Annotated in this window: 10 protein-coding genes; 9 read left to right on the plus strand and 1 reads right to left on the minus strand. The window is 46.1% G+C overall.

The window, feature by feature from the left end; translation table 11 throughout:
- From BHV83_RS21550 to BHV83_RS21590, 9 genes are all read left to right on the plus strand, one after another.
- The coding region (locus BHV83_RS21550; RefSeq protein WP_286758044.1) for a porin at nt 1-1107 on the plus strand (1107 nt) is incomplete at its 5' end.
- Nucleotides 1108-1143: 36 nt separating this feature from the next.
- Nucleotides 1144-2409: an imelysin family protein gene (locus tag BHV83_RS21555; protein WP_122205407.1), complete on the plus strand. Its 1266-nt coding sequence runs from the start codon at nt 1144-1146 to the stop codon at nt 2407-2409.
- A 146-nt stretch (nt 2410-2555) separates the two neighbouring features.
- Nucleotides 2556-3989 carry a di-heme oxidoredictase family protein gene (locus BHV83_RS21560; RefSeq protein ID WP_122205475.1) on the plus strand — a complete coding sequence of 478 codons (1434 nt, stop codon included), beginning with the start codon at nt 2556-2558 and terminating at the stop codon, nt 3987-3989.
- A 22-nt stretch (nt 3990-4011) separates the two neighbouring features.
- Nucleotides 4012-5226: a porin gene (locus BHV83_RS21565; RefSeq protein WP_005634118.1), complete on the plus strand. Its 1215-nt coding sequence runs from the start codon at nt 4012-4014 to the stop codon at nt 5224-5226.
- 10 nt (nt 5227-5236) lie between these two features.
- Nucleotides 5237-5947, plus strand: a complete 711-nt coding sequence (locus tag BHV83_RS21570; protein WP_005634120.1) for a hypothetical protein — start codon at nt 5237-5239, stop codon at nt 5945-5947.
- Between the two features lie 15 nt (nt 5948-5962).
- Nucleotides 5963-7117 carry a Rid family hydrolase gene (locus BHV83_RS21575; RefSeq protein WP_286758047.1) on the plus strand — a complete coding sequence of 385 codons (1155 nt, stop codon included), beginning with the start codon at nt 5963-5965 and terminating at the stop codon, nt 7115-7117.
- Between the two features lie 15 nt (nt 7118-7132).
- Nucleotides 7133-7837, plus strand: a complete 705-nt coding sequence (locus tag BHV83_RS21580; protein ID WP_122300374.1) for a hemerythrin domain-containing protein — start codon at nt 7133-7135, stop codon at nt 7835-7837.
- Between the two features lie 11 nt (nt 7838-7848).
- On the plus strand, nt 7849-8457 hold the full coding sequence (locus BHV83_RS21585; protein ID WP_005634126.1) for a response regulator transcription factor: 609 nt from the start codon (nt 7849-7851) through the stop codon (nt 8455-8457).
- Between the two features lie 109 nt (nt 8458-8566).
- Complete coding sequence (locus tag BHV83_RS21590; RefSeq protein ID WP_005634128.1) at nt 8567-9712, plus strand: Rid family hydrolase; 1146 nt, start codon at nt 8567-8569, stop codon at nt 9710-9712.
- Between the two features lie 268 nt (nt 9713-9980).
- Here BHV83_RS21590 and BHV83_RS21595 read toward each other — a convergent pair whose 3' ends face one another.
- The gene (locus BHV83_RS21595; protein ID WP_286758048.1) at nt 9981-13277 is read right to left on the minus strand and encodes a DUF6383 domain-containing protein; all 3297 of its coding nucleotides are present in this window, start codon (nt 13275-13277) and stop codon (nt 9981-9983) included.
- Nucleotides 13278-13320: the final 43 nt, after the last annotated feature.

A 13320-nucleotide genomic window follows, 5' to 3' on the forward strand; every position in this document is an offset into this window, starting at 1 on the left:
CATCGCAATTCGATCTCCATACCCCGTTTTGTCTTGGCTTTCGATTACAAATTCAATTCCCAATGGGTATTAGGAGCAGAAATAGAATTTGAGGCTGGAGGTACGGGAAGTGCCTATGAGATAGAAAACACAGAAAACGGAGAATACGAAATGGAAGTTGAAAAAGGCGGTGAAGTTGCTTTGGAACAATTCCACATCACACGTCTTATCCATCCGGCCTTCAATGTCCGTGCCGGTCATTTGATCGTCCCGGTCGGTTTGACCAACGAGCATCACGAGCCGATCAACTTCTTCGGAACTTCTCGTCCGGAAGGCGAAACGACCATCCTTCCTTCTACCTGGCACGAAAACGGTATCGAAGTGTTCGGTACGTTCGGCCGAGGCTACACACGTTTCAACTACCAGGCTTTGGTCGTTGCCGGATTGAACGCCAACGGGTTCGACCGCAATACATGGGTTGCCGGCGGCAAGCAGGGACTGTTCGAAACAGACAACTTCACCTCGCCGGGCTATGTGGCCCGCCTGAACTATTTAGGAGTACCGGGATTGAAAATAGGCGGTTCCTTCTACTATTGCCACAATACGGGAGCCAATTCCGACAAACCGGAAACATACGTCAAATATGGAAACATACCTTTGCGCATCTATACGGCCGACCTGCAATACAAAAACAAATATGTCACCGCACGCGCAAACATGATATACGGTAACCTGAGCAAAGCCGACGACCTCAGCAGTGTCAACAACCACCAAAGCGGCGGTTCTCCTTATACACAGACAACCCCGATCGCCAAACGTGCGGTCAGCTATGGTGGCGAAGTGGGGTTCAACCTGCGTGCGGTTTGTAAAGACAACAGGAACGTGCCCGTCATCTATCCGTTCGTCCGCTACGAATACTACAACCCGCAGGAGAAAGGCGAAGGCAAGCACACGATGGACTTACGCAACAAAGTAAGCATGTGGACAGCCGGAGCCAATTGGTATGCTTTACCTAATCTTGTCGTGAAAGCAGACTATACAACACGCAAAATCGGAGGCGGCAAATATAACAGCGAAAACGAATTCAGCTTGGCTATCGCCTACATCGGCTGGTTCCTCAGCAAATAAAAACAACATAAACAATTTAATAGCTTAATCAATAAAATGAAAAAGAAAAATTATTTCTATCTGGCAGCCTTATCGCTCGCCATGACATTCTCGATGGGAGCATGTAGCGACAACAACGACCCCAATCCGGATGGTGGCGGAAAAGATCCGGTCAACCTGGATTACAGTTCTGAAAACGCCAGTGCATGGGGTAACTATATGTATAACGTAGCCATGCTGCTGAATGACGACGCAACCACGCTCTACAACTCCTGGGTGACCGACTACGTCGATGAGCAGGGTTCACACGGCCCATACGCCACGATCTTCAAAGACCAGACTGCCGGGGCTTACCAAAGTCCGCTCTCGTGTATCGAGGAAATGATCGAAAGCGGTATGTGGAACATCGCCAACGAAGTAGGTGATGCCAAGATCAAAGACCCGTATACCAAATATACCAGTGGTGACAAAGAAGGCGGTCTTTATGCCGTCGAATCATGGTATAGCTGGCATTCGCGCGACGACTATACGAACAATATCTTCTCCATCCGTAACACATATTACGGCCGTATCGACGACAACGACGTGTCCAAAGTAGACGGAAACCTGAGCGCTTTCAACTCTTACAAAGATTTCGACGATGAAGGAGACATCGCAGAACACTCGCTTTCAAAAATGATCGCTTCAACCAACCCGGATCTCGACGAAGAAATCAAAACGCTGATTTTCGCTTCTGCAAAGGCGATCCAGGCTATTCCGCAACCGTTCCGCAACAACATCGACAGCGAAGAGTCCGTTGCCGCAATGAACACTTGCATGGAACTGGCCAACCTGTTGTTAAATGAAGTAAAACCGTATGTAAACCAAACATTCGGCGATCCTGAATACGACGATGACCTTGATGCAATAGCCGAACAGTTTGTCGATGCGGTCGTTCTTCCTACTTATAAAGACTTGCAGGAAAAGAACAAGCTTTTGCTGGATGCAGTGAATCAGTTCAGACAGAACCCAAGCAACGACAACTTCGAAAAGGCCTGCAACTTATGGATCACGGCACGCGAACCGTGGGAAAAGAGCGAAGCTTTCCTTATCGGTCCGGTCGCCAACTTAGGTTTGGACCCCAATATGGACAGCTGGCCTTTGGACCAGAACGGCATTGTACAGGTATTGAACTCACAGAACTGGGATGACCTGGAATGGAGCGGAAACTTTGACGAAGAAGATGAGGCCATCGGAGCCGCACAGAGCGTACGTGGTTACCATACATTGGAATATCTCCTGTTCAAAGACGGGCAGCCCCGCACTGTCGATGGAGCAAAATAAACATGCCTCTGAGACATAAAACTTGATAATAGATCATGACAAACCTTGAAACAGCAGACAAATGCCCGCTGTTTCAGGGTTTCAGAGTTATTACACAATGCGACTCGCGTTATTCGGAAATAAATTCAGAAAACCAATCAAATGATATGAAGCAATCTTACCTGTTAACATCCTCGCTATTCCTGCTCTTTGCATGCGCATCTTGTGAAGAGGACGATAAAATGGATATGGATAAAATAGATGTCCCGAACGGATATGCGCTGTCAGCAGGGACTTCAACGATTTTCCTAAACTCATCGGTCGCCTACGATACGAACGCCGACTGGATAACAGGAGCCAACTCGATCCGTTTCAACAACGGCGACGGTCTCTACGACGATGTACGCACCAGCAACAATGGCGACGGAGGCGGTCTCGGACCTGTTTATGCCGGCTATTCCTGCGGCAGTTGCCATCGCAACGCAGGAAGGACCAAACCGACATTGTGGGAAAACGGCGGATCGGGCAACTACGGTTTCTCTTCCATGCTGGTCTATATCTCCCGCCGCAACGGTGCTTTCTTCCGCGACTACGGACGTGTATTGCACGACCAAGCCATCTACGGCGTCAAACCGGAAGGTAAGTTGTCCGTCACATACGACAAGCAGACTTTTTCCTTCCCCGACGGAGAGACTTACGAACTATGCAAACCCAATTACACGATAACCGAATGGTATAAAGACAGTATCGCCCCGGAAGATTTGTTCTGCACCGTACGCATCCCGTTACGCCACGTCGGTATGGGACAGATGATGGCGATCGACCGCAGGGAAATCGAAGCGCTCGCTGCCAAAAGCAATTATCCGGAATATGGCATCAGCGGACGTTGCAACTATATCACTGAGAAGGGTGTCACCGGTGTCGGCCTTTCAGGAAACAAGGCACAGCATCTTGACCTGACCGTCGAACTGGGCTTTTCAAGCGATATGGGCGTGACAAACAGCCGCTATCCGGAAGAGATTTGCGAAGGGCAGGCTCAGATCAACCAAGGCAGCATGATGGGACTCTCGTATGACCAGCTCGACATATCGACCGCCGATATGGAAGATGTGGACCTTTATATGCAAAGCCTCGGCGTACCGGCACGGCGCAACATAAACGACCCTCAGGTCATCTTTGGAGAACAAAAGTTTTACGAAGCGAAATGCCATCTCTGCCACGTCACTACGCTGCACACGCAAGCGGGCGGTTCCACACTGCTCAACGGCACACGTTTGCCATGGCTCGGCGGACAGACCATACATCCTTATTCTGATTTCCTACTGCATGACATGGGGTCGGAGATCATGGGAGTCGGGTTGAACGACAATTATGTCAGCGGCCTGGCACGAGGAAACGAATGGCGTACTACGCCGCTTTGGGGTATCGGGCTGCAGGAGAAAGTCAACGGTCATACCTATTTCCTTCATGACGGACGCGCCCGCAACCTGACCGAAGCCATCATGTGGCATGGAGGCGAAGGGGAAGCCTCCAAAAATTTATTCAAACAAATGAGCAAGGAAGAGCGTGAGGCAGTGATCGCATTCCTCAACTCCTTATAATTTATCCATAAGACAAACTAAAATGAAACAACTGATAATCACAATTGCAGCATTATTACTATTGCCGTTGGCCGTCATGGCCCAATATGAGGAAGATACGGAAAACGGTGTCGTATCGCTAAACGGCAAAGAAGGCTTTACAATCGCTACCAAGAAGGGGGATTTCGTTTTCAAACCTTATATGTTGGTACAGACCAGTGCTAACATCAACTACTACGACGATGAAGGGCTGGACCCGGCCTACAATCAGGACAATATACACAACAGCGGTTTCTCGATCCCTTATGCCATCCTCGGTTTCACGGGCAAGGCATTCGACCGGGTGACATTCAACCTCTCCATCAATGCTGCCGGAAATGGAGGAAACATCCTTCAACAGGCTTGGTTCGACGTAGAGATAAAAAAGAGTTTTGCCATACGTGTTGGCAAGTTCAAGACTCCGTTCTCACACGCTTACCTGACTACGCTGGGCGAGACGTTAATGCCGACACTGCCGACATCGCTCACCTCATCCGTGATCCTGCCTTATTCTCTTAATGCCGTGACACCGAACATCGGCATGGGATTCGACCTCGGAGTGGAAGTGCACGGATTGGTAAAGGATAAGTTCGGCTACGAAGTTGGGATTTTCAACGGAACGGGAAGCTCCGTCAACGTGGCATCCAAAACGTTCAGCGACGACTGGCATATCCCGTCATTGTTGTATGCCGGCCGCATCACGTACATGCCGAAAGGAGTTATGCCGTCCAACCAGGGCAGCCCGAACCGTTTGAAGGAAGATAAGATGCTGTTCGGTCTTTCCACTTCATTGAATGTGGAGAGCGAAAGCGAAAGTACGAACGATTTCCGGGCAGGAGCAGAATTCGCCATGTTGAAGAATCGCCTGTATCTCGGCGCTGAAATCTATTATATGAATGTAGGGTTTACCAAACGGCAGAAAATTGACGAGAGCTATAACTATTTAGGGGGGTACGTGCAAGGCGGTTATTTCGTTACCAACAAACTACAAGCGACAGCCCGTTATGACTTCTTCAACCGCAACGGATTGGACACAAACGGTTTTCTGAATATGCCGGCCGTCGGATTTAACTATTTCTTCACCAGCTGCAACTTGAAACTGCAAGCCATGTATCAGTTCATCGGACGTACCGGACATGACACGCAGCTTGACCGCGACAACGACGACTTAGGATTAGCCATGCATTCCGGAACCGTCTTACTTCAGTACACTTTCTAATCGTAACGTCATGAAAAGAGAAGTTTATTCATTCATCTCCGGGCTATTGCTCTTTTCCTGTCTTGCCATCTCCTGCGACGATGGCAAGATATATGATGAAAACAATCAGACGGAAAGGGAAGGAGGAACAGTGAAGTTAACCGCCCAAATCAACGGGATAGATTCCTGGCCAGGCGGTTACAGCGTCGTACTGGCCGGATTCACCCCTGACAATGCTTTCGCACAAACGGCAAAAGGGATTAGCCAGACAGCCGACGGGACGATAAACATGGTCTTGGCCGGTATTCCCAGTGAAGTCACACAGATCGAAGTTTGTGTCATCAACAAACTACGCAAAAGGATTGCCAGTTTCTATACCGCCGACTACACGGAACAGGCGGATACCATACGGCTGGATGCCGGAAAGTTGGATGCCGGCATGTTCAACAGTATCCAAACCGAAATTTTCAATCGTTCCTGTACGGCTTGCCATGGAGGAAGTACGGAACCTGCTGCCGGACTGTACCTCACGGAAGGCAAAAGTTACAAAGCCTTAGTCGATGTCGTAGCTGATAAAAGCGAGGAAGGGCTGAAACTGGTCAAGCCGGGAAGCGCGGAGGAAAGTTTCCTGCACGTCATCTTGCACGAGAACATTGTCAAGTACGATCATACCAACGTCATCACGACATCCAGCACTCTGACGTTGCTCGACGATTGGATCAATAACGGAGCTAAAGAATAAGAAAGCACATATTACATGGATTATATCAAAAAGACATACACAGACAAAGCTATCGAAGTTCAAATTTCTTCCTTTGCCGGGAAAGGTGGGGTTACCGAATATCACGTTCTACTCACTATTACAGACCGGACATTGCCGTTTTCCGGACAACTTCAGAACATCCAACGGGCCTATGTGGCAGTTATCCAAGAGGTGTTACCTGACGATGCGACTGCCGTCTTCCGGCGCTATTTCCTGAGCGACGCTGCCAACCAGGCCGACTTGGTGATGGTTTGGGAATGCGAAAATTCCTATTGCCCTCTTTCCATCGTGGAGCAAGCTCCACTAAACGGGAGCAAAATAGCCATGTGGACTTGGTTTCAGACCGGTATCACTGTCGAAACGACCAAAAACGGAATGTCGAAAGCCAAACACAACCGTTATACACAATACTGGACCGGGGGCTCTTGCAATAGGGCTTCCAACTCCGAGTACCAGACACGGCTTTTGCTGAACGATTACGTCTTGCAACTGACCGAGCAAGGATGCAAGTTGGCAAACGATTGCATCCGTACCTGGTTCTTCGTTCAAAACGTGGATGTCAACTATGCCGGCGTCGTCAAGGCCCGCAAAGAGGTTTTCATCACGCAAGACCTGACGGAAAAGACCCATTATATTTCCAGTACGGGAATAGAAGGACGCCATGCCGATCCGAACGTTTTTGTCCAGATGGATACTTATGCCGTAAAAGGCTTGCAGACCGGACAAATCCAGTTCCTCTATGCTCCCACCCACCTGAATCCGACATACGAATACGGAGTGACTTTCGAGCGGGGGACAGCTGTAACCTATGGCGACCGGAAACAAATCTTCATTTCCGGAACCGCGAGTATCGACAATCAAGGCGAGATCATGTATCCGGGGGATATCCTGAAGCAGACGGAACGCATGCTGGAAAACATCGACACCTTGCTACAGGAGGCGGGAAGCGGATTGCAAGACATCATGCAGGCAATCGTCTACTTGCGCGACCCGGCCGATTATGTCGTGGTCAAGCAATATATCGAAAGCCGGTATCCGTCGTTTCTCCACCTGATCGTACATGCTCCCGTATGTCGTCCGGGCTGGCTGATCGAAACGGAATGCATAGCTGTCATACCGGCGGATGCACCTCAATATGCATACTTATAATAATCTACTATACAAATGATAAAAGATATGGGAAACATGAAGAACGGAAAATACAGGGAAACAAGCAAGATGAGTGACCTGATATGCGAGAATTATCCGATGGTCCTTGTGATGAGCCGCTTCGGTATCGACCTGGGGTTCGGAGAGAAAAACATCGGGGAAGTATGCCGGCAGAATAAGATCGACACATATACATTCCTGACTGTCGTCAACTTTCTGACGGAAACGGAGACAATCCCGGCAGCGGAGGTCCATAAAGATATCTCCATCTCTTCGCTTATCACTTATCTGCATAATGCACACGACTATTTCCTGAACTTCCGTCTTCCCCATATCCGCCACAAACTGACAGAGGCGATCGTGAGCTGCCCGAAAGATGTGGCCTTCGTGATCCGCCGCTTTTTCGACGAATATGCCGAAGAGGTACACAAACATATGTCGTACGAAGAGAAAACCGTCTTCCCGTATGTCCGCAATTTGCTGGAAGGAAAGAAAGACCCGAAATATAACATCACCATCTTCCGCAAACGGCATGACCAGATCGAGATGAAAATCACGGAACTGAAGAACCTGATCCTGAAGTATTATCCGGGACCGGACAGTAATTTGCTCAACAACGTCCTGTTCGATATTTTCGCAACAGAACAAGACCTTGCCTCTCATAACCGGGTAGAAGACTACATCTTCGTACCTGCTATTCTGTCTTTAGAAAAACAATAAAACCACTTGCCATGTCCACTAACATTAAAATAACGATAGCCGAATCATCCTCCATCATCCGGTGCGGACTGGAAACACTACTGAAACGCTTACCTGGATTCCGTATCCAGATATCCGAAATAACAGCAGCAGACTGTCTGACAGAGGGCTTACGCATTTATAAGCCGGACATCCTGATCGTAAATCCTTCCATTCCGGGAAACTTCAACCTACAACATCTGAAAGACGAATGCGGCTGCCCGGATATGAAATGTTTTGCCCTTCAATATAATGTAAGCGACCCGTTTCTGCTTCGCTCCTATGACGATCAGATATCAATATACGATAATGCCGATGAGTTGAAAAATAAATTGGAACGCCTCAACACCGAAGAAGTTCCGTCCGAAGAAGGGGAAAACGAGGACCAGCAGACACTGAGTAGCAGGGAAAAAGAGATTGTCATCTGTGTGGTAAAAGGCATGACAAACCGAGAGATTGCAGACAGGTTATACCTATCCACCCACACCGTTATTACCCACCGCCGGAACATCGCCCGAAAATTGCAAGTACACAGTGCCAGCGGCTTGACTGTCTATGCCATCGTAAACAAATTGATAGAGTTGAAGGACTTGAACGGCTAACAAACAGTACCGTTCCTTACTTTATTAAGTAATTTTCAACTCTCAATTTTCTGATTTCAATTAAATAGCCTTATTTTTACAATCTATACTATAAAAACACAATATAAATATGAACCTGATAAGGAAAACATACGACACGACGGAAGTGCAAATCACCTCCTTTCAATCCTCCAAAGGCATAACGGAATACCATATTTTCTTCCAACAGACGAACTGCCTGGAGGATTTTCACACTCAGTTACAGCACATACAAGATGTTTACGCCCATTCAGTGGAAGAGTTGCCGGGTAATCCGGTCGCTATTTTCCGGCGTTATTTTCTGAGTGACGTAACCAACCAGACAGACGAACTGATGGAACGGGAACGGCTTTCCCCCTATTGCGCACTATCAATCGTACAGCAGGCTCCGATGAACGGCACGAAGATTGCATTGTGGGCTTGGCTGCAGACTGGCGTACAAACACAGGTGTTGCCAAATGGGTTGTTTGAGGCGCGTCACGGTGCATACGGCCAGCTTTTAGGTGCCAACCAGTGCAACAGGGCAGCCAATTCGGAATACCAGACCCGCCTGATCTTCCGCGATTATATCCTGCAACTGACGGAAGCCAATTGCACACTGGCGGCTAACTGCCTGCGCACGTGGATCTTCGTACAGAATGTAGACGTGAATTATCCGGGTGTGGTAAAAGCCCGCAAAGAAGTGTTCGCGACACAAAACCTGACAGAAGAAACTCATTTCATCGCCAGTACGGGAATCGAGGGACGCTATTTCGACCCGATGGTATTCGTGACAATGGACACATATGCTGTTTCCGGTATCTGCCCCGGACAAATCCGCTATCTATATGCACCAGAACACCTGAACCGCACATATGAATACGGCGTTACGTTTGAACGGGGCACAGCTGTCACATACGGCGACCGCCGCCATGTCTTTATCTCCGGCACGGCAAGCATCGACCGATACGGAGAAATCGTGCATGCTGGCGATGTCATAAAACAAACTTCCCGCATGATTGAGAATATCGAAGCCCTGCTGAAAGAAGCGGACGCCACTTTGAATGACATCATGCAAGCTGTAATCTATATCCGCGATACGGCGGATTATGCGCGGGTCAAACGTTATATAGACGAACATCATCCCAGCCTCCCTTATATCATCGTACGTGCTCCGGTTTGCCGAACCGGCTGGCTGGTCGAAATGGAATGTACAGCGGTGACAGCCAAAGGAGATGAACGGTTTGCGGCACTTTAGCCATTTGGGCAGAATCCTTTTATCATAATAACAACGAAGCCCCGACGGAATTACTCTGTCGGGGCTTGTTTTGTGTCTGCTCTCTTTCCTCACGGAAGTACAGGCAGCATTGTTATTTTTTACTTTAGTATTAATGTACCACTTGTTCGCCCTCGCGGGGTAATTGACTGGTCGGAAAGACCGGACACATGGTCATTATTTGATTATAAAATCTTTATTTCAATATAGTAGAGACACTGTTTCATAGTGTCTCTACGGGAGATCATTATTACTTAACGATCGCTTTAACAGCTTCTTCACCTTCAACAGCTACTACAACTACGCCCTGAGGAGCAGCAATTGTTGCATCGCTTGAAGTGATAACTGTGTTAGCAACTGTCTGGCCCAAGATGTTAGTGATAACAACTTTCTTACCTTCAGCGTTAGCTACACGTACAGCACCCTGCAAAGCGATTACTGTAACTTCAGATGTTGCAATTTCTTCGTTGTCTGTTGCCAGCTGATCGTCAACCTTATTTTCAACATTGAAGATCAAAGCTCCGTCGCCACCTGTTGCAGCATGTGAGAATGTAGATGATTTGTCTGTCAAAACCACACAACCATTCTGAATCTTCAACCATGCAGCATTTTCAGGTGCAATAATCTTATTGTCATAGTTGTTCGATTCGAACAAGAACTGATTTTCTACGCCTTCTTCCGTTACATTACCTGCATTTTCCGGATGTACATAACGGAATGACCAAGTGTAATTCTTATGGTCGTCACCGTCCAGTCTATTCTTAATCAAATATGATTTAGAAGCAAGATTTTTCACAGAATCATTATAAGCTTCCAAAGCATCGAAGCTAATCTTATCGTTAGCCAAAGCTACGAATTCTGCCGGCAGGATCCACAACGTATCGGCAACACGGATACCTTCAACGAAACCTACGCGAGTATAACCACCCTTGATATCTGCATAAGGTTTGTCCTGACCGTAAACATCTACAGAATCCTGGAAACTTACCAAATATTTAGCTCTTTCGAAGCCAGGGATAGCCGGAGTAGCGTGAACACAATGTTCTGCGTCTGTAATATTACCGTCTTTGTCTACGTGAGGACCATCTTCCGTACAAGGTTTACCCGGAGTTCCAGCAAAATCGTTATGTGCAACCGAAATCAAGTATTGCGGTTTGATATAACCAGCACCACGATTAACCCAAGCAGTATCGATCTGGAATGACAAACCTGTTGCTTTGTCAGCTGTCCACATACCCAGATAGTCAACATTAGCATCAGTCAAGTTACTATTGTTTTCATCCATCAAGTATTCCTTACGGATAGTTTCGAAGAATCTCAAGCTGTCACGGCCGTCCGTTGCGCTTTCACTCAGTGCAACGTTGTTGAAACGACGATACAACGGAGTTGTAGAAGGTTCAACAGTGAAAGCAGAAGTTCTTGTTTCATTCAGCAACTGAACTTTCAGACCAGCACTCATACCGTCATCAGCGATACCGACTTTCTTCGTAACACCTGTATTTTGAATTTCAGTAGCATGAGCAGTTCTATTATAATTAGATTCGACGATAGCATAGAAGTCTTTACCATCATAGTGGTTGTTTTCTTTAAAGAAGAATGTATCAACAACCATATTAGAACCATAGTTTGCTACACCCATTGAATACTTGCTTCCATAAGCTTCAACCAAACGATCCTGTTCGTCTTTAGCAATGACATAATTCGTTCTTTCCAACTGAGCCAGTCCCGGAATCTTTTTCAAAAGAGCGGCATCAACATCGATACCATATTCGTATGTAGAACCTTCAACCAAAGCATAATCGCCGGCATCCTGCTTAACATAGATCAAAGAATCTTTACCTGTACCGTTAGCAATCCAATATTCCATTGAGAACGGGTTCAGATAATTGAATTTATATCTGTTGACCAACAAATCATTTGAGTCGATATGTTTGTAACCTAACTTCTTATCTTTGATGATTGCAGAGTCTTTGATCTGAACAAACGTTACGTTGTTCAACATATCAGCACCCGTTGTAAGTGTATAGATTTCACCATCTTCATTCAAACGGAACTGAACGTTATCCCAATCTTTCGCATTCGGGAATTCACGGTTTACAATTTTAACCGGAGAAACCGGTTGAGATACCTCTGCATTCAATGTTTTTGTAATAACCCACTGGTATGCAGGCATGTGCAACGGTTCCTGTTCGTCCAATGTCACCCATTCGATTGCATATTGTTTATTACCACCTTCTGCATTTTTATGAATAGGAGCAGCCAATACCTGACCCTTTGCATTCTTGATGATATACAAACCGTTGTCAACAGAAGTCTTATCGCTAGTTACGAAACAGCCTTTCAGACCGAAACCGATCTTTGTATTAATAGGTCTTTCGCCAATAGTTGCAACACTCAAAGATGTGGTAAAGTCCTGCAATTTAACGAACAATTTAGAAGGAACACACTTTGCATTAACAACATCCATCTCGCTATCATTCAGATTTATATTTGCATATGCAGCACCATACTTTCTAACATCTGTGACATCCTTCCAATATTTTTCAGGTTGTTTCTCATTTTTATAACGAGCTTCTTTCACCTGAATAAACAAAGAGTCAACAGACGGCTTATAAGAGAACAAGAATTGATGCTGAGCATCCAACAAGCCACCTTCAACCTTATTTTTAATGTTATCAGTCCAACCGAATTTCAAGAAACCAATACCAGTACTATTAGCAGCAGTATCGACTTTCAAATACAATTCTTCATTTGCTTTTGATGTTACATAAACAAAATTATGGTCGGATGCCAAACCTTTGTTTAACGGCTTAGCAACAAATGCATTTGAAGTAAACGGATTTACATCAGCCTTTGCATCCGGAGTAAATGTAAGAACATTCTTATTATCTTTCAAATAAGCGTTGATTTCGTTTGCACTTAACACATAAGTTCCTGCGTTAAAGACAGTAAACTTAACCGCATTAGAAACGTTATCGACCTCCTTGGCCAACACTTTTTTCACCTGTAACTGACCTTTATTATTAGTAGTCAAAACTAAAACATGATCAGCTTCTTGATAGGTAAACATGGGTTGCTCCTGCTCCAAATCTGTTGCATAAGTACTGGAAAAGGCCCAACCACCAAAAGTTTCACCAACAGACAAACCACCATTAATACTTGTTTCCTTGTTAAGTGCCAGATCTTGAACATCAGCTTCAGAAACAGCCAAGAATTCACCCGTTGCTTTATTTACAAAATCGTAGATAGGCTCCTTACCTTGTCCTTCTTCTGTTATTGTTATACACCATAAAGAACTTTGCAGATCTGTAATTGCAGTCGTTTTTTGAATAACATACTTACCATCTTTAATAGCAAGCACTCCCTCTTGTCCCTTTGCACCAACTCTCAACTGATACACTCCACTCAGCGCTGCCTTATCCAATTTTAAAATTGCAGCAGCATCACTTCCTTGTGCATAGTTTTTAATATTGCTCGCATTTACAGCTGAGAAAGCTGAAGAGAACAGTAAGCTAGCACACAAAAGAGTAGAAAACTTTTTGTTCATAATTCTAAATTTAATATTAATACTAATGTTTATAAAAGTTCAG

Source organism: Parabacteroides sp. merdae-related_45_40 (assembly GCF_001915675.1).